We start from the raw sequence: 22529 nt of genomic DNA, 5'->3' as shown, positions 1-22529 counted from the left end.
CGGCCGCGCGATCCGGTGGATCACGGGCCGTCGACGTCCTCGTCCCCGCTTTCGTCGCCCTCGGTCTCGTCCGTTCCGAAGCCGAGGCGTTCCAGCACCGCCAGCGCCAGGGGCTTGGTGATGCGCCGGCCCCGGCTCAGGGCATCCCGGTCCAGGGCGGTGACCACTTCGCGGGCCCGCCCGAGGGAACGGTCGATCCGCAGGGCCAGCGCCTCGACGATGGCGAGATCCACCACCAGCTGCCGGTCGACGAACAGCTTGACGAGGACGGCGCGCAGCAAGGCGTCGTCGGGCGGCAGGATGGTGGCGCCGGGCGCGAGGCGCAGTCGCGAGCGCAGATCCGCCGTGGTCAGGCCCAGCCCCTCCACCGAGCTGGCCGAGGTCAGGAGCACCGGGCAGCCGCGCTCGCGCGCGAGGTTGAGGAGGTGGAACAGGGCCGCTTCATCGCGGGGCGCACCGCCGGCCGCACCGGCCCGGTCGATATCCTCGATCACCACGGCGCCGTTGGACAGGAAGCGCGGGACGGTGTCGGCGGTGATCTCCGAGGCCTGCGCCGTCCAGGCATGGGAGCGCGTCGCCCAGATCGAGGCGAGGTGGCTCTTGCCGCTGCCCGGCGGCCCGGTGAGCAGGCACACCGTGTCGGGCCAGTTGGGCCAGGCCTCGATGAGCGCGTAGGCGGCCTCATTGGCCGGTCCCACGAGGAAATCCTCGCGCCCGTAGCGCGGGTCGGCCGGCAGGTCGAAGGCCAGCTGCTTCGGGGGGACGGTATCGCGGGTTGCCATTCAGGGTTCGGGCTTGGACAGGAGCACGGGCGCGTCCGCGTAGTAGAGCGGGCTCTGCAGGTAGCGCTCCAGGACGAAGCGGACCAGCACGCCGATGGAGGCCGCCACCGGGACGGCGAGCAGCAGCCCGAGGAAACCGAACAACGAGCCGAAGGCGAGAAGGGCGAACATCAGCCAGACCGGATGCAGGCCCACCGATTCGCCCACGAGCTTGGGCGAGATGATGTTGCCCTCCAGGAACTGCCCGACCACGAACACCCCGATGGTCAGCCCGATATGCAGCCAGTCGGAGTCCGGCCAGAACTGCGCCAGGGCGACGCCGGCCGAGAGCAGGAACCCGGTGAGCGTGCCGACATACGGGATGAAGGTGAGGAATCCTGCGATCAGGCCGATGAGCACGCCGAAGTTCAAGCCGACGAAGAACAGGCCGACGGCGTAGAAGGTGCCGAGGATGAGGCAGACCAGCGTCTGCCCGCGGACGAAGCCCGTCACCGCCCCGTCGATCTCGCGCCCGAGGCGCCGCACCACCGGGCGATGGCGCGGCGGCACCCAGCCGTCGAGGGTCGCGATCATCCGGTCCCAGTCGACGAGAAGATAGAAGGCCACCACCGGCGTGACGACGAGGAGCGATGCGATGGAGATCAAGGCCTGGCTGCCCGACCACAGGGACTTCAGGAAGGTCAGGAACCAGGTGCCCCCCTGCCCCACCAGGGTACCGACCTGGGATTGCAGGTCGGTGAGCACGTCGGCCCCGCCCACGCGCTGCAGCAGCGGGCCGGCCCGCTCGGCGAGGATGCCCTGGAGCCGCGAAACCATCCCCGGCAGGGTCGCCACGAGGGCGGAGACCTGATTGGCGGCGAGCGGCACCACGAGCAGCAGGGCGACCACGAGACCGACCACGAAGACCGCCAGGATGAGGAGCGAGGCCGAGAGCCGTCCGAGCCCGAGGCGCTCGAGGCGGTCGGCGATCGGGTCGAGGAGGTAGGCGAGGGCCAGACCCGCCACGAAGGGCAGCATCACGTCGGCGAGCAGGTAGAGCAGCAGGACAAGGCCCACGAGGGCCATCAGCCCGATCATCGCTCTGCCGCGCATCGGCCGTTCCCCGTCCACGTCGTCCGTCACCCAACAGTGGGAACGGGAGGGGACGCGGTCAAGGCTGCGCTGCGCAGGCCGAGGTTCCCCCTCACCCGCGTCGGCACCCCGGTCGACGCCGCCGCGAATACCCGATCCCCGCGATGACGGACTCGCGGAGGCGCGCGGGAGCGGTTAGAGGTCGCGGAACACGGACCCTCGGAGAGCGGCGCGGATGACCGGCGAGCCCAAAAACGGAATGACCTACGCGCAGGCGGGTGTCGACATCGATGCCGGCAACGCCATGGTCGAGACGATCAAGCCGCTGGTGCGGGCCACCCGTCGGCCGGGTGCGGATGCCGAGATCGGCGGATTCGGCGGGTTGTTCGACCTGAAGGCCGCGGGCTTCCGCGACCCGATCCTGGTGGCGGCCAACGACGGCGTCGGTACCAAGGTCAAGATCGCCATCGAGACGAACCGCCACGACACGATCGGCATCGACCTCGTGGCGATGTGCGTGAACGACATCATCGTGCAGGGCGCCGAGCCGCTGTTCTTCCTCGACTATTTCGCCACCGCCAAGCTGGTGCCGGGGGTCGGCGCCGACATCGTGCGCGGCATCGCGGCCGGGTGCCGTCTCGCCGGCTGCGCGCTGATCGGGGGCGAGACCGCCGAGATGCCGGGCCTCTACGACGGCTCCGACTACGATCTCGCCGGCTTCAGCGTCGGGGCGGCCGAGCGGGGCACCCTGCTGCCGCGCGGCAACATCGTGCCCGGCGACGTGGTCCTGGGTCTGCCCTCCTCCGGCGTCCATTCCAACGGCTTCTCCCTGGTGCGCCGGATCGTCGAGAGGAGCGGCCTGTCCTATGACGATCCGGCGCCCTTCGAGCCCGCCCGGACCCTCGGCGAGGCCCTGCTGGAGCCGACCCAGATCTACGTGAAGCCGCTGCTGGCGGCCCTGCGCACCACGGACGGCATCAAGGCGCTCGCCCACATCACCGGCGGCGGCTTCCCCGACAACCTGCCCCGCGTGCTCCCCGACGGTGTCGGCATCAGCATCGATCTCGACGCGATCATCCCGCCGCCGGTCTTCGGCTGGCTCTCGGACGTCGGCGAAGTCGCCGAATCCGAGATGCTGCGCACCTTCAACTGCGGCATCGGCATGGTGGTGGTGGTGTCGCCCGAGAGCGTGAGCGCCGTCTCGAAGGCCCTCGACCTCGGGGGGGCCTCCCCGGTCCGCCTCGGCCGGATCACCCCGCGCGGGGCCGAGCCCGTGACCTTCGAAGGCCGGCTGGCCTTCTGATGGCGCCCGCCCGCCCGTCATCGCCCGGACGCAGGACCCGCGTCGCCATCCTCATCTCGGGCCGCGGCTCGAACATGGCCTCGCTGATCGCGGCGGCCGAGGCGCCGGACTACCCGGCCGAGATCGTGCTGGTGGCGGCCAACCGGCCCGAGGCCCCCGGCCTCGCCTACGCGTCCGGGCGTGGAATCCCGACGCGCGCCCTCGACCACAGGGCCTATCCGAGCCGGGAGGCCTTCGACGCGGCGCTGCACGCCGAACTGGAGGCGGCCGGCATCGACCTCGTGTGCCTCGCCGGCTTCATGCGGATCTTCTCCGCCGCCTTCGTCGAATCCTGGGCGGGGCGGATGATCAACATCCACCCGTCGCTGCTGCCGCTGTTCAAGGGCGTACATACCCATGAGCAGGCGCTCGCCGCAGGGGTGCGCCTGCACGGCTGCACCGTGCACTACGTTGTCCCTGAGCTCGATGCCGGCCCGATCATCGCGCAGGCCGCCGTTCCGGTCCGCCCCGGCGACGATCCGGAGGCCCTCGCCGCCCGAATCCTGGTGCAGGAGCACCGGCTCTACCCCCAGGCCCTGGCCCTCGTCGCGGGCGGGCAGGCGCGCCTCGACGGCGCACAGGTGGTGTTCTCGGAGGGCGTGCCGGATGCGGAGGGTGCGCTGCTGAGCCTGTAGCCGGGCAAACGCCGCGGCCGGCTCATGCGTTCGGCAGGTGGGTCGCCAGGGCTTCGAGAACGGCCATGCGTACGGCCACGCCCATCTCGACCTGCTCGCGGATGAGCGACTGCGCTCCGTCGGCAATCTCCGAGGAAATCTCGACGCCACGGTTCATGGGGCCCGGGTGCATCACCAGGGCGTCGGGCGCGGCCAGCCGCAGCTTGTCGGCATCGAGGCCGAAATAGCGGAAATACTCCTTCACGGAGGGCACGAAGGAGCCGTTCATGCGCTCGCGCTGCAGGCGCAGCATCATGACGATGTCGCAGCCCTCCAGCCCCTTGCGCATGTCAGTGAAGACCTCGACGCCGAAGCGCTCGATGCCGGTGGGCAGCAGGGTCGAGGGAGCGATCACCCGCACCCGCGCGCCGAGCGCCTGGAGCAGGATGAGGTTCGAGCGCGCCACGCGGCTGTGCAGGACATCGCCGCAGATCGCGACGCGCAGGCCCTCGATCCGGCCCTTGTTGCGGCGGATGGTCAGGGCGTCGAGGAGGGCCTGCGTCGGATGCTCGTGGGCGCCGTCGCCGGCATTGACCACCGCGCAATCGACCTTGCGGGCCAGCAGGTGCACGGCGCCGGCCGCGTGGTGACGCACCACGATGATGTCGGGCCGCATGGCGTTGAGCGTGGCGGCGGTGTCGATGAGGGTCTCGCCCTTCTTCACCGAGGACGAGGCCACCGACATGTTCATCACGTCGGCCCCGAGGCGCTTGCCGGCGAGCTCGAAGGAGCTCTGCGTGCGCGTCGAGGGCTCGAAGAACAGGTTGATCTGTGTGCGGCCGCGCAGGGTGGTGCGCTTCTTCTCGACCTGGCGCGAGAGCGCGACGGCGTCCTCCGCCCGGTCGAGCAGGATCTCGATGTCGGGTCGGGAAAGCCCCTCGATCCCGAGCAGGTGCCGGTGGGGGAAGCTCTGGGGCGCGGCTGTCATGCTGGGTCCAGGGCTATAGGCCGGGCCCGAGGGACCAGCAAGGGGGCCGGCAGAGGGTCTCGGCGCCTGCCGGCCCGCACGGGCTCAGCCCCCTCCCGGCGCGACCAGCGGGCGCAGGGATTCGGCCAGGTCCGTGAGGCTCAGGCCCCCCTTCTGCAGCACCCGGTCGGCGCGCCCGGCGAGCCGCCTGCGGTCGTCGGCGGTGATGTCTTTGGCCGTCAGCACCACGACGGGGATGTCGCGCCATTCCGCCCGCTCGCGCAGGGCTCTCAGGAAGCCGAAGCCGTCCATCTCCGGCATCATCAGGTCGAGCAGGATGAGGCAGGGCTTCTTGGCCGCGGTCGCCTCCAGGCCGGCCACGCCGTTCTCGGCCGCGGCGACGCGCCAGCCCTCGCGGGTCAGCATCGCGGAGAGGCGCTCGCGCGCGTCCGGGTCGTCGTCGATGATCAGCACCGGACCCTCGTGCTCGGAGGGCTTGAACCGCTCCATGGCCGACTTGAGCTGGCTCCACTCGATCGGCTTCTGGAGGTAGTCGGTCGCGCCCAGCGAGAAGGCGAGGTTCTGCTCGTCGAGCACTGTCACCATGATGATCGGGGTCACGCCGAGTTCCGGGTCGGCCCGCAGCGTCCGCAGCACCGACCAGCCGTCCATGCGCGGCATGGTCACGTCGAGGAGGATGACCCGCGGTCTGAGTTCGCGGGCCCGCTCGACGCCCTCGCGCCCGTCGCGGGCGGTGGCGACGGTGAAGCCGTCGCGCTCCAGGAAGCGCGCCAGGAGGTCCCGCGTCGCCGCGTCGTCGTCGATGATGAGGACATGGCCGCCGGGGATCGGCCGCGCCTCGCCCTGGCGATGCAGGACGTCATGGTCGTGGTGGGCCACCTCGATCGGATTCGGCGCCACGTAGCTCGCGGGGACCGCCAGGGTGAAGGTGGTGCCGGCGCCCTCCTCGCTCTCCACTTCGATGCGCCCGCCCAGCATCTCGGCGAAGGCGCGGGTGATGGCGAGGCCGAGGCCGGTTCCGCCGAACCGGCGGGTGGTCGAGGCGTCGGCCTGGGTGAAGCGCTGGAACAGCTTGGCCTGCTGCTCGGGATTCATGCCGATGCCGGTGTCGGTGACCCGGAAGGTGAGCCAGTCGACCCCGTCGCGGGTCGCGCGCGAGACCGCCAGGACGATGCGCCCGCCCTCGGTGAACTTGGCCGCGTTGCTCAGGAGATTGATGAGGCACTGGCGCAGCTTGGTCTGGTCGGTCCGCGCCTCGCCGAGCCCGTCGGCCATCTCCAGGGCGAGGGCGTTGCCCTTCTTGTCGACCAGCGTCTCCACGGTGGCGGCGACGTCGCGGACGGTCTCGGCCACCGGGAAGGTCTCGGCGAAGATCTCCATGCGCTCCGCCTCGATCTTCGAGAGGTCGAGCACGTCGTTGATGAGGCCGAGCAGGTGGCGGGCATTCGCCTCGATCTTGCGCATGTCGGCGAGGAGCCCCTCCTCGCCGAGGTCCTCGATCTCCTCCTGAAGCATCTCCGAATAGCCGATCACCGCCGAGAGCGGCGTGCGCAGCTCATGGCTCATGTTGGCGAGGAACTGGCTCTTGGCGCGGTTGGCCTCCTCGGCCGCCTCCTTGGCGGCCTCCAGAGCGAGTTCGGCCTCCTTGCGGGCGGTGACGTCGGAATGGGTGCCGACCCATTCGCGGATACTGCCGTTCTCCTCCAGGATCGGGACGGCGCGGGCCGACATGATCCGCCACACCCCGTCCTGGCGGCGGACGCGGTGCTCGATCTCGTAGGGCGAGCGGGTCTCCAGGGCCTGGGTCCAGGCCGTGCCGGTGCGTGCGCGGTCTTCGGGATGGATGGAACCCAGCCATCCGTCTCCGGCCGCCTCCTGGGGCGTCTGGCCGGTGAAGCGGGTCCATTCGGAGGGCGTCACCTCGAAGCCGCCCTCGGGATTGGTCGTCCAGACGATGGCCGTGGTGGCCTCGGTGAGGGAGCGGAAGCGCTCCTCGCTGTGGCGCATCCGCTCCTCGGAGAGCTTGCGCAGGGTTTCGTCCGAGACCACGAGGCCGACGCCGTCGGCCTGGACCCGCCCCGCCGCCGCGGCGCCGGTGCGGCCGCGCAGGGGATAGAAGCTCATCTGGAAGTGGCGCACCCCCCGCGGGGCGCTCGGCGTCGGAACCGCCACGTCGACATTGGTGGTCACCAGGCCCTCGTCGCGGGCCGCCTTGAGTTTCGGGATCAGCTGTTCCCGAAGGGTCTGCACGTTCGCCCAGATCGGTGCGCCGAGATCGGCGCCGAAGCCGCGCTCGTTCATGGTGGCGAGCGCCCGGTTCATGTGCTGGATCGTCAGGTCGCGGTCGAGGAAGCCGAGGCCGACGGGGGCATTGGCGAAGACCCCGTCGAGGAGGGCGGCCGTGCGCTGCTCGTCGCGCCGGCGCACCAGGGCGAGGCGTCCGAGGAGCCCGACGGCCCCGAGCGCCGAGGCGATCGACACCAGCAGCAGCACCAGTGAGAGCACGCGGTGGCGCGCCTCGCTGGCGGCGAGGACGTCATTGGCGTGGTTCTGCACGGCCTTGGCGGCGGCCCGCACGCCGTCCATGGTGCGCTTGCCCTCGCCCATCCGGGCGAGCGAGACGGCCGCGTCGTAGCCCTGGTTCCGACGCAGATCGATGACGTGCGCGGCGTAGCTGCGCTTGGCCTCCACGAAGCGGCGCAGGTCGCGCATGTGCTGGGGACCCTGCGCGTCGGTCTCACGCGTCACGGCCTCGATGGCGTTGAGCTGGCCGTCGATGGTGTTCTGCGCCGCCTGGTAGGGTTCCAGGTAGGGCTCCTCGCCGAACAGGACGTAGCCGCGCATCCCCGTCTCGAGCTCGACCATGTTCGAGAGCAGACGCTCGCTCTCGGTCAGGATCGCATGCTGGCGCGCGCCCTCCATGCGGCTCGCCTCGCCGGCGAGGTAGTTCCCGACGCCCGCCGCCACCGCGACGCCGATGAGCACCAGGGCGAGGGGCGAGCTCGGCACGCCTGCGAGGATGCGCGGCTTGCGCCAGGCACGATCGGGACCCTTCGGGGAGGCGCTGGTCATGCGATGCGGTTCATGGAGTTGGCGCCCTGGGGCGGGAGGGAAGTCCGGCGTGGTCGCGACGGCGACGGAACGCAGTAGCAGGATCGGCGTCCCGACGCTCGCAAACGCGCCGGCTCCGCTTCCGTTCATCCAGGCTCCCGCCGCACCGCACGCGAGGCTCGCTCAATCGGCGCCCTCGTCCGGAATGGCGAGGCGCATGCCGCAGGCCTTGCAGTGGACCGCATCGCTCTCGTGGCGCTGCAGGCCGCAGGCCGGGCAGGGAAACCGCACCTTGGGCGGGCGGAACAGCACCTGGGCGAGGCGCAGGAACAGCGTCACCCCGAAGATCATCACGGCGACCGAGATCAGGCGTCCGGTCGGACCCGGCAGGGTGATGTCGCCGTAGCCGGTCGTCGTCAGCGAGGTCACGGTGAAGTAGAGCGCATCGATGGCGTTGCCGATCGCCGGGTTGCTGCCGTGCTGGGTCGCGTAGACGATCCCGGTCATCACGAAGACGAAGACCGCGAGGTTGGTGGCCGCCAGGATGGCGTCCTCGTTGGCGCGGAAGATCGTGCTGTCGGTGCGCAGCCGGTCGAGGAGCTGATAGGTGCGGAGCAGGCGCAGGGTCCGCAGGATGCGCAGGAACCCGACCCCCTCCCCGATCACCGGCGCGAGGAAAGAGATCACCGCGGCGATGTCCGCCCAGGTCGAGAGGTGCAGGAATTCCCGCGCCCGGTTCCGGCTGATTGCGAGGCGCGCCAGGAAGTCGAGGAGCACGACGAGGCCGAGAGCGACGTCGATCCCTTCGATCCAGGCGTGGCGCGGCAGGAACGAGGTCACCACGACATAGACCACCGTGGCGGCGTCGAAGACGAGGAGGCCGTAGCGGAAGCGGTGGGCGCGGTCCGTGGAGCCCTCGTAGAGGGCGGCGATGCGCGCGGTGAGCGTGGTCATGGCGGACGGACGGTTGGGTTCTCGGCGCTCAGCGCCGGAGTCGGTTGCCGAGGACGAAGCCGAACAATCCCATCAGGATGATGCCGGCGGCCCCCTCGATGCCCACCAGCAGGTTGGTGACCCGGCCCACCGGCTTGACCCCGATCTCGGGCGGGTTGGCGGTCATCATGTTGAGGGCGCTGTAGCTGACGAGATCGAGGGGATTGTAGGTCGCCCGCCCGTCGCCCCCCTCGGGGATGAGGCCGCCGGTGAGGCCGTAGAGGCCCGCGAACACGAAGATGAGGATGACGAAGGCGCGGGCGATGCGCGACAGGCTCTCGCCATAGTCGCAGAGCCACTCCACGAAGCGGTCGGCGACCCACTGATAGCCGTGCCGGGCGAGGTCCGGGCCCGCGCGCCGCTCCCAGGCCGCCCGGGCCTGGGCCCCTGCGTGGAACCGGCCCATCCGGCGCCCGCGCTTGTAGGCCCAGCTCGCCGCATCCTGGCTGCCGATGCTCTTGAAGTTCTGCTCCAGGGCGAGATAGCTCGCCTGGGCCGCCACGTAGTCCCGGGCGATCTCCTCGCCCACAGCGCCGCCGAGCTGGTCCACCCGCATCCGCGTGCCGTTGAGCCAGGCCCCGGCGAAACGGGCGTGGCGCAGGTCGCAGGTGGACAGGTTGAGCCGCACCAGGCTCGTCTCGGACAGGTCCGCCTCCGACAGGTCGGCCCCGTCGAGCTTCACCCCGGTGAAGTTGGCGCCCCGCAGGCGCGAGCCCCTGAGCTGCGTCTTCTTCAGGCTGGCACCCTCGAAATCCGCATAGGTGAGATTGACGCCCACGAGCTTGACCTCATCGAGGCGGGCGCCGCGGAAGTGCGTGTAGTCGGCATCCGCCCCGGTGAAGTCGGCGCCCCAGAGGTCGGCCCCATCGAAGTTGGCCCCATCGAGGAGCGTGCGGCGGAGCTTGGCGAAGCGCATGGCGGCGCCGCCGAAATGCGCATCCTCCAGCATGGCGTCGTCGAAGCAGGCCTCGCCTCCGGCGACGCCCGTGAACCGGGCGCCGCTGAGATCGGCGCCCGCGAAGTTCGCCTCCTCCACCGTGGCGCCGGCAAAGAGCGCAGAGCGTCCGAGGACACCCGCGAGGGTGGCGCCCGCGAGATTCGCCCCGGTGAGGTCCGTGTCTTCCAGGTGTGCGTCGGTGAGGTCCGCCCCGGCGAGGGCGAGGCCGGCCTGCTTCGGGTCCCACCAGGCCGGCGGTTCCGGGGCCTCGGTAAGCCGGGCCGCGAGGGCGTCGCGCCCCAGGGGCAGGCCGCCGAGGTTGTGGGATTCTCCGTCCGGCACGCCTGCGAGACCGCCGGCCTCGAAGCGGGCGAGCAGAGCGTCGACACGGATGCGCGCGGCGGCGGCCTCGTCGGCGTCAGGCTGCACGACCGGCCTCCCGGCCCATGCGGGCACCATTCCGGACCTCAGGCGTTCCGCAAGGCTTGGCCACGGGGTGCCGGCGACGGCGCGGGAGACAAAGTGTGGCGGGGACGTGGATGGCACTCGGCCTGAAGGCCTTGGGGATGCTGCTCGTGGTGGCGACGCTGCTGCCGTTCATTCCCAGCAATTCCGGCTTCATCCGCACCTTCGATTTCCCGCGACTGCAGATTGCGGCCCTGATCGTGCCGGTGGTCCTGGGCCTGCTGCTCGTGGCTCGCGACGCCACCGGGGTGACGCTCGTCGCCGGCCTCCTCGCAGCCCTAGCCTACCAGGTGGCCTGCATCTACCCGTTCACGCGGCTGGTCTCGCCGCAGGCGGTCGCGGCCGAGCCGGGGGCCTGCCGCTCCGAAGCCGGCGTGTCGATCATGATCGCCAACGTGCTCGAGTCCAACCGCGCCTACGCACCGATCCTCGAACTCGTCGCGGCGCAGGATCCCGACCTGCTGCTGCTCGTCGAGACCGATGCGGCCTGGGCGCAGGCGCTCGAACCCCTGCGGGCGCGCTATCCCCACGTGCTGGCCCAGCCCCAGGGCAACACCTACGGCCTGATGTTCTATTCCAAGCTCGTCCTCACGGACCCGCAGGTGCGCTTCCTCCTGGAGGAGGACGTCCCCTCCGTCCGCACCGGCGTGACCCTGCGCTCGGGCCAGACCTTCACCTTCTTCGGGGTGCATCCGCGCCCGCCCCATCCGGGCCAGAGCAGTGCCGCGCGCGACGCCGAGCTCGTCCTGGTGGCGCGCGAGGTGAAGGCGGAGGGGCGTCCGGCGGTGGTCGCGGGCGACCTCAACGATGTCGCCTGGTCCAGGACGAACGACCTCTTCCAGCGGATCAGCGGGCTCCTCGACCCACGCATCGGGCGCGGTCTCTACCCGACCTTCAACGCGAAATGGCCGCTGCTGCGCTGGCCCCTCGACCACATCTTCTTCAGCGACGACTTTCTCCTCGGCCGGATCGAGCGCCTGGGCCCTATCCAGTCCGACCACTTCCCGATCCTCATCAGCCTGTGCCGCAGCGAGCAGGCCCCGCACCGGCAGGCGGCGCCGGAGGCCACGGCGGAGGATCATACGGACGCTCGGAAAGCCCTGGAGGCCGCGCCCTGAGAGCCGGCGCCGCGGTTGCGCGCTCAATGCTGCGCGACGCCCGCCGCCATGTTGATCGCCAGCGCCAGGACGCTGGTGTTGAAGAAATAGGCGTAGATCGTCTGCACCGTCGCCACCCGGCGCATCGCCTTGCTGGTGATGTCGGTGTCCGAGGTCTGGGACGTCGCCCCGATGGTGACGGAGAAATAGAAAAAATCCCAGAAGTCCGGATTCTCGTCGCCGTTGAAGTCGAGGCCGCCGCGGGAGGTGTCGTCGTCGGCGCCGTAATAGAGGTGCGCGTAGTGCACCGTGAACACGACCTGCACGAAGAGCCAGGCGCAGATCATGGTCGCGGCGGCGAGGGCCAGATGGCTCAGGCGATAGGCTTCGCTGCCGTTGCCGCCGAGGACGAGCATGGCCACGGCACCGAAGCTCGCCGCCGCCGCCAGGATCGCGAAGAGCGAGACCGTGAAGGCGCTGTCGTCGAGGCGCGAGGCCTCTGCCCGCAGGGAATCCTGCGACTGATGGGCCGCCTTGCCGACGATGAGCCCGCAATAGACGAGGACGCCGAGGCACCAGCCGATGAGGAGCCGAACCGACAGATCGGCGAAGGGCAGGACCAGGGCGAGCACCAGGGTGAGCCCGACGCTGACGAGGAGGCGCGGCCGGAGCCAGAAGGCGTTGATGGGATTGAGCATGCGCCGCCTCGACGGAGTGAGCCCTGCTCCTGCGCCCGCAGGTGCCCTATCCGCAAGCCTTGTCGCAGCGTGGTCCCCCGACCCGAACGAACCGGGCGATCCAGGGCCGGATCGGCAGAAAGAGGCGGTAGGCCACCTCGCCCAAGCGGAGCACGCCCGGCAGGCGGGCGAGGCGCGCGAGGAGGCGCCAGCGCGGCAGGACGGACCAGAGCGCGGCGAAGCCGGCGGCGCCCGAGACCAGGGCGCCATCCGGGGACCGAACATGGAAGCGGGCTCGGGCCGCATCCCGCGTGAGGCCGGACCCGAGTTCCGCCGGACCCTCGGCACCGACGTCCATCCAGGCGACGCGCTCGGCGCCTTCGGAACGCCGGTACAGCCGGATCTCGGCGGCGCAGAGGGGGCAGGCGCCGTCGTAATAGACCGTCAGCGCAGGAGTCGCAGTCTGGATGGTGGACATCCTCGGGAGATAGGGCGCTGCCCACGACGCGACACGGCCGCGGATCGCTCCGCGGCCGTGTCGGATTCACTCAGGTGCCGGCGTCAGCGGCGGGCGAGGGCCTTGAGGGCGTTGCGGCCGGCGTACAGGGCCTGGGAGCCGAGGCCCTCCTCGATGCGGATGAGCTGGTTGTACTTGGCCAACCGGTCCGACCGGGCGAGCGAGCCGGTCTTGATCTGCCCGCAATTCGTCGCGACCGCGAGGTCGGCGATGGTCGAGTCCTCGGTCTCGCCGGAGCGGTGGGACATGACGGCGGTGTAGCCGGCGCGCTGGGCCATATCGACGGCCGCCAGCGTCTCGGTGAGCGAGCCGATCTGGTTGACCTTGACCAGGATGGAGTTGCCGGTCTGCTCGGCGATGCCGCGCGACAGGCGCGTCACGTTGGTGACGAACAGGTCGTCGCCCACGAGCTGGCACCGGTTGCCGACCCGGTCGGTGAGCAGCTTCCAGCCCTCCCAGTCGTCCTCGGACATGCCGTCCTCGATCGACAGGATCGGGTAGGCGTCGACGAGGCCGGCGAGGTAGGCGACCTGCGCCTCGATATCGCGGGTCTGGCCCTCGCCCTCGTAGTGGTAGGCCCCGTCCTTGAAGAACTCGGTGGCGGCGCAGTCGAGGGCCAGGACCATGTCGGTGCCGGGCTTGAAGCCGGCGGCCTGGATCGACTGCATCACGAAGTCGAGGGCGGCCTCGGCCGAGGGCAGGTTCGGGGCGAAGCCGCCTTCGTCGCCCACGTTGGTGTTGTGGCCGGCCTTCTTGAGGGCACCCTTCAGGGTGTGGAACACCTCGGCGCCCATGCGCACGGCCTCGGCGAGCGAGGACGCGCCCACCGGCATGATCATGAATTCCTGGAAGTCGATCGGGTTGTCGGCATGCGCACCGCCGTTGATGATGTTCATCATCGGCACGGGGAGCACCCGGCCCTGCGTTCCACCGATGTAGCGGTACAGCGGCAGGCCCGCGGTCTCGGCGGCCGCCTTGGCGACGGCCAGCGAGACGCCGAGGATCGCGTTGGCGCCGAGGCGGCTCTTGTTCGGCGTGCCGTCGAGCTCGATCATCGCCTCGTCGATGGCGATCTGGTCCTCGGCATCCATGCCGCCGATGGCGTCGAGGATGTCGGACTGCACGGCGTTGACAGCCTTGCGCACGCCCTTGCCGCCGTAACGGCCCTTGTCGCCGTCGCGCAGTTCCATCGCCTCGTGCGCGCCGGTGGAGGCGCCCGACGGTACGGCCGCACGGCCGAAGGAACCGTCCTCGAGCAGCACGTCGACCTCGATGGTCGGGTTGCCCCGGCTGTCGAGGATCTCACGGGCGGCGATGTTGGTGATCGCGGTCATGCAGGCGCCTTCCGGACGTTTCGGCTTGTCGAGGCCTCAATCCGCATGAGGCCGGGGCCGTCCCGGACGATGCCCACGTGGCCGCGTCCGGGACGGGTGATCCCGCCGAGGCTTATCCGCCAACGCCTCGCGTCCGGCAAGCGCCCTCGGTAGCCTGTCACCTCCGGGCCGACAGATTTTCCCGTATCCGGTCCGGGCCGGATCGCGTCAGCGGTCGCCGGCGCCCGACAGGAGCAGTTCGATCTGCGCCATCCCGTTCTCCCGGGCCTTGGCCTCCGTGGGATGATTGCGGTCGGAGCGCTGAATCAGCTTCCCCTTCCGGCGAATCGCCCACTGGTATGGACTGCCCGGCGCCTTGGGCGGCTGGATCTCCAGGGTGTAGGGGTAGGTAGCCGTGTTATCGTCGCTCATGCCCCCCATATGGCACGCGGACCCCGCGCCTGCCACTCGCCGACGACACTTGGGTGGCGAATTGGTTGGATTTCGGCATAAGGCCTGACGCTCGCGACGAGGTCCCCGTCCCGTCTCCGGAAGATATTGCCCATGACGCAACCGCCTTCAGGCGCCGAGAGCCTGCAACTCGGACAGATGACGCCCCTGCCCGGCAGTCCGGACGAGGCCCGCCTCGACCGCGTGCCGAACCCCCATCCCGGGACCGACTATCTCGCCCGCTTCACGGTGCCGGAATTCACGTCGCTCTGCCCGGTCACCGGCCAGCCGGATTTCGCGATCCTGGTGATCGACTACGTGCCGGATCAATGGCTGGTCGAGTCGAAGTCGCTGAAGCTCTATCTGACGGCCTTCCGCAATCACGGGGCTTTCCACGAGGATTGCACGGTGGGCATCGGCCTACGCCTGAGGGAGTTGCTGGCGCCGCGCTATCTGCGGATCGGCGGCTTCTGGTACCCGCGCGGCGGCATCCCCATCGACGTGTTCTGGCAGACGGGCGAGCCGTTGAAGTCCGTCTGGCTCCCCGATCCCGGCGTTCCGCCCTATCGGGCGCGCTGACGCCCGTTCCCGAGGGCGGTGGCGGGTTCGCGTCAGGCTGCTTCCACCATCCGCGTCTCGATGGTGGGCCAGGCTGCCTGCGCGGCCAGGCGCAGGCGTAAGCCGCGGCCGATCCGGCACCGTTCGGCCTCGACCATCGGGCCGTCGGGCACGATCGGGCGACAGCGGCCGGGCGGTGGATCGTCGATCCCGTCGACGTCGCGCTTCCAACCCTGCGCGGTACCTGTTCCGAACCACGCGCGCGAACCGCTGTCGAAGTACGATTCGGCCGGCAACCCTTCCGCCAGCAAAATGTCGTGCCGATCGAGCTCCACATGCCAGTAGGTCACCTTGCCGACCGGTTCGCGGCAGATCGCGATCCCGTCGATGAGGTTCATCACGGGAACCAGGACGCCGCCCCTGTTCTCGGCGTCGGCGCCGACCAGCACCGGGTGTCCGGGCGAAAGACGCAGATCCCGAGCCGGTACGGCCCGCCCCCTGGAATCCGTTCCGAAGGCGCCTGCCAGGATGCGCACGGGCCATTGCGTGGACGGCATGGGATACGCGTCCGGCAGGACGTCGCGTCGGCCAATCCAGCGGATCGCACGGCGTCCGCCCGTGGCGGTGATCGCCATATCGCTCAGGCGCAGATCCTCGATGGGTACCGCGCTGGCGATGTCGTCCCGGACGACCGCGATGCGCGTTCCCGTGGTGAAGCAGACGGGATCGGCAAACCTGATCCTGCCGATGTTCGTCAAGGTATCCACGGCGCCCGTGGTTTTGTCGGTGACCGTGGCGAAGGTGGCGCTGGTCCTGTCGATCTTGAAGTTCGCACTGGATCCCGTGACGACGAAGACATTGTCTCCGCCGCCACCGTCGACCACGTTGCTGTTGCCGTTGCCATAGATGACGTCGTTGCCGGCGCCGGTGACGACCTTGTCGATCCGCGTGCCGAACGCGATACTGATGTTGTTGGTGATGGCGCTGTTGGCGCTGGCTGTACTGAATGTGCCGGGATTGAGGTTGATCCGGGCATTCGTGCTGAAGCCGGAGACATCGAGCGTGTTGTCGACACCGCGATTGTAAAGCGTGACGAAGGGGGTGCTGTTCTTATTGAAATCGAAGAAATCTCGGGAGGCGCCGACGATGTTCGTATGGAAGCCATAGGTCTGGCCACCCGCAAAAGTGCCGCTCTTCGACTCGCCGTAGAAGCGCTGGATGGCCACGATGTCGAGTGCCATCGGCGTCTGGGCCCAACCACCCTGCCAATCGGCGGTAACGGGCGCCTGCGATGCGAACACCGCGTTTGGGTCGCCGTTTCCGAGATAGGACATCAGGGTCCAAAGGTTCTGATCGTAGGGACCCCGCTGCGCTTCGAAGGTGCCGCCGTTGTAATATCCTCCGTGGCCAAGACCGATGGTGTGACCAATCTCATGGGCCACATTCCCCATAAGACCTGAGTTTACGATATCGAAGCTGCCCCATGCATTGTCCGGCGCTTCGAGAGCGACGTTCATTTGACCTCCCCGGGCATTGGGTGAGGTTTGAGACGGAATATCCTCGCTTCCGATCGGCTGGCGGCCGTTGTTCGGAATGAAGGTGGCACCGCCGCCCTCTCCAGTCGTCGTGAACAGCACATTTGCTGTCGCGGCCGTGGGTACATATTTGAATTGAATGTCTGCGATGTCCGACCAAAGCGTCAGGCCGGCGGTATAGGCAGCCTGTGCTTCAGGTGGAAGATTGGCGCTGAAGGAATAGGTAACCGTTCCGCCTGGGGTTCCAGCTAGACTTGTTGATGAGAGGGGTTTGCCTTCGCTGTCGTTGTTCCACTTATTCATCCAGACGTCGGTTGTGCTGAATTTTTTGTAGTTCCAGGTATAATAGGTGTCTTTTCCGAGCTGTCCGTTCTCTTCGAGGCCTGACAGAAACGTGACTTCGTCGCGCTGGCCTTCATCGAGGTCCGTCAAGGTGGCCATTCCACTTCCCCGCTGCTGTGGAAGGCCATCAACCCTCCCCTGCGGAGCTTGTGGAACGAAGCGCGAAAGTTGATACGCGTCCGCTCACAGGATGCCTTCGGCCGGCTTGGCCAACGGCTGGTTCCCGGCGCGGAAGCCTCCGGCCGCTCTCACGCGAGGACATGGTACGGATGTGACGGCGGAGGTGAGACCGGTGCCCTACCGATCGAATCACTGAGTCCAAGTCCAAGCCGCATGATCGCGTGCGTTGATACAGGCCGCCGACGACGCGTGCCGACCTCCAAAACAAATCCAGGGCAGTCGACGAAGTCGACCGCCCTGGATTTCGGCAAACATTATGCTGTCTCTGACAAATCAGGGCCGACTTAGTAGCCGTAACCGTAGGCCGGGCAGGCATAGCCGTCACGATAATAGGCATCACGTGCTGCACCGGCGGCGATCGCACCGGCCGCGAGGCCGGCGATGCCCAGACCGACGGCTGCGCCGGTTCCGCGTGCCGAACCCCCATCCCGGGACCGACTATCTCGCCCGCTTCACGGTGCCGGAATTCACGTCGCTCTGCCCGGTCACCGGCCAGCCGGATTTCGCGATCCTGGTGATCGACTACGTGCCGGATCAATGGCTGGTCGAGTCGAAGTCGCTGAAGCTCTATCTGACGGCCTTCCGCAATCACGGGGCTTTCCACGAGGATTGCACGGTGGGCATCGGCCTACGCCTGAGGGAGTTGCTGGCGCCGCGCTATCTGCGGATCGGCGGCTTCTGGTACCCGCGCGGCGGCATCCCCATCGACGTGTTCTGGCAGACGGGCGAGCCGTTGAAGTCCGTCTGGCTCCCCGATCCCGGCGTTCCGCCCTATCGGGCGCGCTGAGCGGTCCGCGTCCGCCCTATCGGTCCTCGACGAGGGCGCGTCGAAGCTGTTCGATGAGCTCGCCCTGCGCTTCCGTCGGGCCGCCATGGACGGACCCGACCGTCTGCAACATGTCGACGAGCTCTGCGGTCTCGGATCGCGTAAGCCGGTCTTTCAGGAGCGGAGCCAGGGTCTTGATGACCGCCCACGTTTCCGGGGCTTGGTCCGCCGCATGGCGAATCACTGCCATCCGCGTGGCGAGGTCCTCTTCCGATGTTTCGGTCACGGAACGCATTCGAGACAGTATCTCACTCTCCTGTTCGGGTGTCGGCAAGCCGCGCTTGCGTGCGACCAGCATCATCAGCACGCCCGCGGCATCCGCTGGATCCCGCAGGGATTTTAGCGGCGCGAGACGGGTTTGGATGTCGCTAGCCCTGAGGCGCCGGCTCCTGCGCCAGTCGTGCAGGGCGTGATCGAGATGAGCCCACCCGTCGCCGTAGCGGAGCCAGTAGGTCATCCCCGTGAGGAGAACGCTCGCGACCGCGAGAAGGATTGGCATCGGAGGTCGCCCGGTGGTGTGCGCCACACCGTTCCATGCAACCGAGTCGATAGGTTTGCAACCTTCGATTTCGTCTGCGGGACAGGCATGGCCCCCTGACCGGAGAAATCCCCCACCCACGAGAAAGGGCAGCCGGCTCGCGCCGACTGCCCTCCTGAAAGACCGGACCGGAAGGCTTAGTAGCCGTAACCGTAGGCCGGAGCACCGTAGCCGTAGGCCGGGCGGGCATAGCCGTCACGATAATAGGCATCACGGGCCGCACCGGCGGCGATCGCACCGGCCGCGAGGCCGGCGATACCGAGACCGACGGCTGCGCCGGTTCCGATCCCACGACGGCGGCCGCCATAGGCGTAACCACGACCATAGCCGCGACCGCCGTAGACATGCCCGTGGCCGTAGCCACCATGGCCGTAGCCGTAGCCACGCGGGCCGGCTTCGGCCGAGGTCGCGGCGGCGAGGCCGCCGAGCGAAAGGGTCAGAGCGGAGACGAGGGCGAGCTTGCGCATGGTATCCTTCGGCGTTCGAGAACGTATTGGATATTCCAACGTCACGCTGACGCGATCGTTCCCGGAAGCCCCATCGGGCACGCGACACGCGGCCCGGATCATTCGTCTTGGTGAATCGATCCGGTCCGACGGCCTCCCGTTCCGCCGCGCCTGGATTGGCCGATCCGCGCGCAGGAGCTTGGCTTGTCCCGGACGACCTAGCCGGCCGGTCGCGCCTTGGCCAAGCGATCGAAGGCCTGCAACTCGGCGAGCAGCGCCGGCATCGCCTTCAACGGCACCATGTTCGGGCCGTCGGACGGGGCATGGTCCGGGTCGGGATGCGTCTCGATGAACAGGCCGGCGACGCCTACCGCCACGGCGGCCCGGGCGAGCACGGCGACGAACTCCCGCTGCCCGCCGGAGGTGGCGCCCTGCCCGCCCGGCTGCTGCACCGAGTGGGTCGCGTCGAACACCACCGGAGCGCCGTGCGTGACCCGGGCCATGATCGGCAGGCTGCGCATGTCGGAGACCAGGGTGTTGTAGCCGAACGAGGCGCCGCGCTCGGTCACCAGGACGTTGGGATTGCCCGCGCCCGTCACCTTGGCGGCCACGTGCGCCATGTCCCAGGGCGCCAGGAACTGGCCCTTCTTCACGTTCACCACCCGCCCGGTGGCGGCGGCCGCGAGCAGCAGGTCGGTCTGACGACAGAGGAAGGCCGGGATCTGGAGCACGTCGATCACCTCGGCCGCGGGGGCGCATTGCGCCGCCTCGTGCACGTCGGTGAGGACGGGCAGGCCGAAGCGCTCCTTGATCTCCGAAAAGATCGGAAGCGCTCCCGTCAGGCCGAGCCCGCGGGCGGTGGCGCCCGAGGTCCGGTTCGCCTTGTCGAACGACGCCTTGAAGACGAGGCCGATCCCGAGCCGGTCGGTCATCGCCTTGAGGGCGTCGGCGATCTCGATCGCGTGGTCGCGACTCTCGAGCTGGCATGGGCCGGCGATGAGCGCGAAGGGCAGGTGATTCGCGAAGGCGACCGAACCGGCGCTGACGGTGGGGGCGGAAGGAGAACTCTCGGGCATGGCGCCCGGTCTAGCCCGGCCGGGCGCCCGCGGGAAGGCCGGCGCGACGGCGAAGCACGCTCCGGGTGCTCGGCACCAGCACGCAGCGGGTGCGCGGCGAGGCGAAGGGATCGGCGTCGGGGGCGGTCTCGCACCGCAGGGCCGCACGACCCACGAGGCCCCGCTGCGGCAGCCCCGTCACCAGGGCCTCCTGATGCAGGGCGAGGGCGAGGGCCTCGACCGCCTCGGGCTTCGCGCCGGCCAGCGCCCCGGCGGCGAGGCCGATCACCTCGTAGTACCGGCGACCCGGCTCGCGCTCCAGGGCCGAGAAGACCATTCGGCGCATCCGGCAGTCGAGGCTCATGCGCTCGGCATCGGCCGCGCGGAACACGGCCTGGGCCCCCTCGCGCCCGGCAAGCGACGCGCCGGTGGCCCGGATCATCCGCGCCGTGAGGGCATCGCAGGCATCGGCCGCCGCCGCGGGCGCCGCGACGCCGAGGGCCAGGGGAAGCAGGATCGCGGCGAGCCGGGAGGAAAGCGTCATGGGGCCGATCTAGCGCAGGGGACGTCCACCGCCCACCGCCTACCGCCGCGGAACGATCGAACCCGTGGTTTCGCCCTGGCAGGCTTCGTGGGCGTGGGAGCGCAGGATCCGGGGCAGGTGAACCGGATGGGCACCGGCCTCGTCCTCGAAGGTCCCGGTGAGCGCATCGGCACCGGCGACGCCCTGGAAGTGGAGCGGCCCGGCTTCGGTCTCCACCGCGAAGCTGAGCGCCTTGGTGGCGTCGTCGAGCGTCATGTCCGCGGCCGCGCGGGGACCGGACTGCTCGGCCCCCTCGTAAGTCAGTCCGTCGCCGTTCGGCGAGCGACGCAGGATGATCCGCTGGCCGCTGCGCGTACCGGTCTCCTTCAGGGTGCAGAGGTCGGCATAGACGAAGGTGCCGGACGCCCAGGCGGTGCGCGCCTGGGCCGGGGCCGTCTCGACGAGGAGGAGGCAGAGGGCCAGGCCCGGCAGGACCTGCGCGCCGGTGCACTGTAACCGCCTCGCGGTCACCGTCTTCGGGGTCGTCATCGCGTCACCTCCCGGATGCGTGCCGCATTATCCGGCGCGGACGTTTCCGGATTGCGACAGGAGTTCAGGCCGCCGGGCGCGCGCGGACCCGATGCTCGGCCTCCAGGGATGCAAGAAGGATGCAGAGGGCGATGCCCTCGGCCGCCTTCGTCACGTCGCCGAGGCTCGGGAAGGTCGGGGCGAGGCGCAGGACGCTGTCCTTCGGGTCGCGGCCGTAGGGCGAGGTCGCCCCGGCCGGGGTCAGGGCGATCCCGGCTTCCTTGGCGAGCCGGACCACCTCGGTGGCCGTCCCTTCGCGGGCCTCGACGGTGATGAAGTAGCCGCCCTCGGGCCGGGTCCAGCGTGCCGCGCCGGTGCCGGCGAGATGCCGCTCCAGGGCTTCCTGCACGGCCGCGAACTTCGGCGCGATGAGGGCGCGGTGGGCATCCATATGGGCCCGAAGCCCAGCGTCATCGCGCAGGAACCGCACGTGGCGGAGCTGGTTCAGCTTGTCGGGGCCGATGGTCTGCTTGGCGGCGCGGGCCAGGAACCAGCGGGTGTTCTCGGGCGAGCCGGCAAAGACCGCGAGACCGGCGCCCGCCAGGGTGATCTTCGAGGTCGAAGCGTAGAGGAAGGGCCGGTTCGGGTAACCGGCCTCGGCACACGCCGCCAGGATGTCACGCACCGGGTGGCGATCGGCGGTGAGGTGGTGCACCGCGTAGGCATTGTCCCAGAACAGGCGGAAATCGGGCGCGCCGGTCGTCATGGCGGCGAGCCGCCGGACGGTCTCGTCGGAGAAGATCTCGCCCGATGGATTGGCGTATTTCGGCACGCACCACATGCCCTTCACGGCCGGATCGGCGACGAGCGCCTCGACCACGTCCATGTCGGGCCCCTGCCCCGTCATCGGCACCGGAATCATGCGGATTCCGAACTCCTCGCAGAGGGCGAAGTGGCGGTCGTAGCCCGGTACCGGGCAGAGAAAGACCGGGGTCTCCTCCTGCGACCACGGCCGCTCGGAGCCCGGCACGCCCTTCAGGAGCGCCCACACGATGGTGTCGTGCATCAGGGCGAGGCTCGAATTGCCGCCGACCACGATCTGGTCGGCCGGCGCATCGATGAGATGGGAGAACAGCGCCCGCAACTCGGGCAGGCCCTGCTGGCCGCCGTAGTTGCGCGCGTCCTCGCCGGCCGCGGTGGTGTAGTCGCCGTTGCCCGGCAGGGCGAGCATGCCGGTGGAGAGATCGAGCTGCTCGGGCGCCGGCTTGCCGCGCGTCATGTCGAGCTTGAGGCCCCGGGCCTTGAAGGCATCGTAGGCGCTCCGGGCCTGCGCGTGCAGGTCCGCGAGGTCAGCCGTGCTGCGGTCGGCGATCGTCGTCATGGCGGGTCAGGTCCGGGTGGGGCCGCGCGGGCGGTCGAAAAAGCGCGCGCACCATGACGTCTCGCACCGTCCGCGTCACCCCGCACGGGCGCGGGGCTCGCGGCTTCAGGGTTGCGTGGCATGCCAGGCGGCGAGGCCCTGCAGGTCGCGGGAAACGCCCGCGCCTGGACGGCACTGCCCCGCGGTACGACCTTTGGCCACGCATGCAGGTTGCCGGCCGCCGGGAATCGTCCGTTCGGCACGCGAAAGCGCCGGCCCTCGGGGAGGACCGGCGCTTCGGCATCCCATCGGGGGACTGAGAGCGGGCCTGCCGCCCGCTC

At 69.6% G+C, this 22529-nt stretch carries 21 protein-coding genes and 1 pseudogene; 5 read left to right on the top strand and 17 right to left on the bottom strand.

Features of this window, described 5'->3' with window-relative positions; translation table 11 throughout:
- Positions 1 to 20 precede the first annotated feature (20 nt).
- Both ACXJY8_RS06155 and ACXJY8_RS06150 read right to left on the bottom strand, forming a co-directional pair.
- Complete coding sequence (locus tag ACXJY8_RS06155) at positions 21 to 782, bottom strand: P-loop NTPase family protein (protein ID WP_463777472.1); 762 nt, start codon at positions 780 to 782, stop codon at positions 21 to 23.
- The gene (locus tag ACXJY8_RS06150; RefSeq protein WP_463777470.1) at positions 783 to 1874 is read right to left on the bottom strand and encodes an AI-2E family transporter; all 1092 of its coding nucleotides are present in this window, start codon (positions 1872 to 1874) and stop codon (positions 783 to 785) included.
- 214 nt (positions 1875 to 2088) lie between these two features.
- Between ACXJY8_RS06150 and purM the strand changes: the two genes are divergently transcribed.
- Positions 2089 to 3156 (top strand): phosphoribosylformylglycinamidine cyclo-ligase, encoded by a 1068-nt coding sequence (gene purM / locus ACXJY8_RS06145; protein WP_463777468.1) that lies wholly within the window; start codon positions 2089 to 2091, stop codon positions 3154 to 3156.
- Positions 3156 to 3830, top strand: a complete 675-nt coding sequence (purN, locus tag ACXJY8_RS06140) for a phosphoribosylglycinamide formyltransferase (RefSeq protein ID WP_463777466.1) — start codon at positions 3156 to 3158, stop codon at positions 3828 to 3830. Before purM ends, purN begins: the two co-directional genes overlap by 1 nt.
- 22 nt (positions 3831 to 3852) lie before the next feature.
- Here purN and ACXJY8_RS06135 read toward each other — a convergent pair whose 3' ends face one another.
- The 4 genes from ACXJY8_RS06135 to ACXJY8_RS06120 all read right to left on the bottom strand — a co-directional run bounded on the left by ACXJY8_RS06135 (position 3853) and on the right by ACXJY8_RS06120 (position 10237).
- Positions 3853 to 4797 (bottom strand): aspartate carbamoyltransferase catalytic subunit, encoded by a 945-nt coding sequence (locus ACXJY8_RS06135; protein WP_463777463.1) that lies wholly within the window; start codon positions 4795 to 4797, stop codon positions 3853 to 3855.
- An 84-nt stretch (positions 4798 to 4881) separates the two neighbouring features.
- Positions 4882 to 7869 carry a response regulator gene (locus tag ACXJY8_RS06130; protein WP_463777459.1) on the bottom strand — a complete coding sequence of 996 codons (2988 nt, stop codon included), beginning with the start codon at positions 7867 to 7869 and terminating at the stop codon, positions 4882 to 4884.
- 162 nt (positions 7870 to 8031) lie between these two features.
- A complete protein-coding gene (locus tag ACXJY8_RS06125) occupies positions 8032 to 8802 on the bottom strand; it encodes a potassium channel family protein (protein ID WP_463777455.1) in 771 nt (256 codons plus the stop codon).
- 28 nt (positions 8803 to 8830) lie between these two features.
- A complete protein-coding gene (locus tag ACXJY8_RS06120; RefSeq protein ID WP_463777453.1) occupies positions 8831 to 10237 on the bottom strand; it encodes a pentapeptide repeat-containing protein in 1407 nt (468 codons plus the stop codon).
- Between the two features lie 80 nt (positions 10238 to 10317).
- On the opposite strand from ACXJY8_RS06120, the gene ACXJY8_RS06115 reads away from it, so the two are divergent.
- A complete protein-coding gene (locus ACXJY8_RS06115; RefSeq protein ID WP_463777450.1) occupies positions 10318 to 11361 on the top strand; it encodes an endonuclease/exonuclease/phosphatase family protein in 1044 nt (347 codons plus the stop codon).
- 23 nt (positions 11362 to 11384) lie between these two features.
- Here ACXJY8_RS06115 and ACXJY8_RS06110 read toward each other — a convergent pair whose 3' ends face one another.
- From ACXJY8_RS06110 to ACXJY8_RS06095, 4 genes are all read right to left on the bottom strand, one after another.
- Complete coding sequence (locus ACXJY8_RS06110) at positions 11385 to 12038, bottom strand: DUF1345 domain-containing protein (RefSeq protein ID WP_463777448.1); 654 nt, start codon at positions 12036 to 12038, stop codon at positions 11385 to 11387.
- A gap of 46 nt (positions 12039 to 12084) precedes the next feature.
- Positions 12085 to 12495, bottom strand: a complete 411-nt coding sequence (locus tag ACXJY8_RS06105) for a thiol-disulfide oxidoreductase DCC family protein (protein WP_463777445.1) — start codon at positions 12493 to 12495, stop codon at positions 12085 to 12087.
- Positions 12496 to 12578: 83 nt separating this feature from the next.
- Complete coding sequence (eno, locus tag ACXJY8_RS06100) at positions 12579 to 13868, bottom strand: phosphopyruvate hydratase (RefSeq protein WP_463777442.1); 1290 nt, start codon at positions 13866 to 13868, stop codon at positions 12579 to 12581.
- A 207-nt stretch (positions 13869 to 14075) separates the two neighbouring features.
- On the bottom strand, positions 14076 to 14279 hold the full coding sequence (locus ACXJY8_RS06095) for a hypothetical protein (protein ID WP_055951167.1): 204 nt from the start codon (positions 14277 to 14279) through the stop codon (positions 14076 to 14078).
- 132 nt (positions 14280 to 14411) lie between these two features.
- Between ACXJY8_RS06095 and queF (ACXJY8_RS06090) the strand changes: the two genes are divergently transcribed.
- Positions 14412 to 14876 (top strand): preQ(1) synthase, encoded by a 465-nt coding sequence (queF, locus tag ACXJY8_RS06090; protein WP_463777437.1) that lies wholly within the window; start codon positions 14412 to 14414, stop codon positions 14874 to 14876.
- Between the two features lie 32 nt (positions 14877 to 14908).
- Here the strand turns inward: queF (ACXJY8_RS06090) and ACXJY8_RS06085 are convergent, their stop codons facing one another.
- Positions 14909 to 16831, bottom strand: coding sequence for a Hint domain-containing protein (locus ACXJY8_RS06085; RefSeq protein WP_463777434.1), 1923 nt, complete (start codon positions 16829 to 16831; stop codon positions 14909 to 14911).
- A 490-nt stretch (positions 16832 to 17321) separates the two neighbouring features.
- Here ACXJY8_RS06085 and queF (ACXJY8_RS06080) point away from each other — a divergent pair.
- Positions 17322 to 17699, top strand: a pseudogene (gene queF / locus ACXJY8_RS06080) (preQ(1) synthase); the annotation flags it as partial.
- Positions 17700 to 17715: 16 nt separating this feature from the next.
- Here the strand turns inward: queF (ACXJY8_RS06080) and ACXJY8_RS06075 are convergent.
- From ACXJY8_RS06075 to ACXJY8_RS06050, 6 genes are all read right to left on the bottom strand, one after another.
- Positions 17716 to 18237, bottom strand: coding sequence for a hypothetical protein (locus ACXJY8_RS06075; protein WP_463777430.1), 522 nt, complete (start codon positions 18235 to 18237; stop codon positions 17716 to 17718).
- Positions 18238 to 18413: 176 nt separating this feature from the next.
- Positions 18414 to 18743, bottom strand: a complete 330-nt coding sequence (locus ACXJY8_RS06070; protein ID WP_463777428.1) for a hypothetical protein — start codon at positions 18741 to 18743, stop codon at positions 18414 to 18416.
- A gap of 197 nt (positions 18744 to 18940) precedes the next feature.
- Positions 18941 to 19798, bottom strand: coding sequence for a 3-deoxy-8-phosphooctulonate synthase (gene kdsA / locus ACXJY8_RS06065; protein WP_463777425.1), 858 nt, complete (start codon positions 19796 to 19798; stop codon positions 18941 to 18943).
- 10 nt (positions 19799 to 19808) lie between these two features.
- Complete coding sequence (locus ACXJY8_RS06060; RefSeq protein WP_463777423.1) at positions 19809 to 20321, bottom strand: hypothetical protein; 513 nt, start codon at positions 20319 to 20321, stop codon at positions 19809 to 19811.
- A 39-nt stretch (positions 20322 to 20360) separates the two neighbouring features.
- Positions 20361 to 20849, bottom strand: a complete 489-nt coding sequence (locus ACXJY8_RS06055) for a hypothetical protein (RefSeq protein WP_463777419.1) — start codon at positions 20847 to 20849, stop codon at positions 20361 to 20363.
- A 64-nt stretch (positions 20850 to 20913) separates the two neighbouring features.
- The gene (locus ACXJY8_RS06050) at positions 20914 to 22209 is read right to left on the bottom strand and encodes an aspartate aminotransferase type Ic (RefSeq protein WP_463777416.1); all 1296 of its coding nucleotides are present in this window, start codon (positions 22207 to 22209) and stop codon (positions 20914 to 20916) included.
- Positions 22210 to 22529: the final 320 nt, after the last annotated feature.

The sequence above is a fragment of the Methylobacterium sp. TK31 genome (genome assembly GCF_055361545.1).
The sequence above is the reverse complement of the archived record's forward strand: the minus strand, read 5'-3'. Positions and strand labels throughout refer to the sequence as shown.

Coding starts and splice junctions, on each gene's coding strand:
- ACXJY8_RS06155 (WP_463777472.1), bottom strand. CDS start 782: ATGGCAACCCGCGATACCGTCCCCCCGAAGCAGCTGGCCTTCGACCTG.
- ACXJY8_RS06150 (WP_463777470.1), bottom strand. CDS start 1,874: ATGCGCGGCAGAGCGATGATCGGGCTGATGGCCCTCGTGGGCCTTGTC.
- purM (WP_463777468.1), top strand. CDS start 2,089: ATGACCGGCGAGCCCAAAAACGGAATGACCTACGCGCAGGCGGGTGTC.
- purN (WP_463777466.1), top strand. CDS start 3,156: ATGGCGCCCGCCCGCCCGTCATCGCCCGGACGCAGGACCCGCGTCGCC.
- ACXJY8_RS06135 (WP_463777463.1), bottom strand. CDS start 4,797: ATGACAGCCGCGCCCCAGAGCTTCCCCCACCGGCACCTGCTCGGGATC.
- ACXJY8_RS06130 (WP_463777459.1), bottom strand. CDS start 7,869: ATGACCAGCGCCTCCCCGAAGGGTCCCGATCGTGCCTGGCGCAAGCCG.
- ACXJY8_RS06125 (WP_463777455.1), bottom strand. CDS start 8,802: ATGACCACGCTCACCGCGCGCATCGCCGCCCTCTACGAGGGCTCCACG.
- ACXJY8_RS06120 (WP_463777453.1), bottom strand. CDS start 10,237: ATGGTGCCCGCATGGGCCGGGAGGCCGGTCGTGCAGCCTGACGCCGAC.
- ACXJY8_RS06115 (WP_463777450.1), top strand. CDS start 10,318: ATGGCACTCGGCCTGAAGGCCTTGGGGATGCTGCTCGTGGTGGCGACG.
- ACXJY8_RS06110 (WP_463777448.1), bottom strand. CDS start 12,038: ATGCTCAATCCCATCAACGCCTTCTGGCTCCGGCCGCGCCTCCTCGTC.
- ACXJY8_RS06105 (WP_463777445.1), bottom strand. CDS start 12,495: ATGTCCACCATCCAGACTGCGACTCCTGCGCTGACGGTCTATTACGAC.
- eno (WP_463777442.1), bottom strand. CDS start 13,868: ATGACCGCGATCACCAACATCGCCGCCCGTGAGATCCTCGACAGCCGG.
- ACXJY8_RS06095 (WP_055951167.1), bottom strand. CDS start 14,279: ATGAGCGACGATAACACGGCTACCTACCCCTACACCCTGGAGATCCAG.
- queF (WP_463777437.1), top strand. CDS start 14,412: ATGACGCAACCGCCTTCAGGCGCCGAGAGCCTGCAACTCGGACAGATG.
- ACXJY8_RS06085 (WP_463777434.1), bottom strand. CDS start 16,831: ATGGCCACCTTGACGGACCTCGATGAAGGCCAGCGCGACGAAGTCACG.
- ACXJY8_RS06075 (WP_463777430.1), bottom strand. CDS start 18,237: ATGCCAATCCTTCTCGCGGTCGCGAGCGTTCTCCTCACGGGGATGACC.
- ACXJY8_RS06070 (WP_463777428.1), bottom strand. CDS start 18,743: ATGCGCAAGCTCGCCCTCGTCTCCGCTCTGACCCTTTCGCTCGGCGGC.
- kdsA (WP_463777425.1), bottom strand. CDS start 19,798: ATGCCCGAGAGTTCTCCTTCCGCCCCCACCGTCAGCGCCGGTTCGGTC.
- ACXJY8_RS06060 (WP_463777423.1), bottom strand. CDS start 20,321: ATGACGCTTTCCTCCCGGCTCGCCGCGATCCTGCTTCCCCTGGCCCTC.
- ACXJY8_RS06055 (WP_463777419.1), bottom strand. CDS start 20,849: ATGACGACCCCGAAGACGGTGACCGCGAGGCGGTTACAGTGCACCGGC.
- ACXJY8_RS06050 (WP_463777416.1), bottom strand. CDS start 22,209: ATGACGACGATCGCCGACCGCAGCACGGCTGACCTCGCGGACCTGCAC.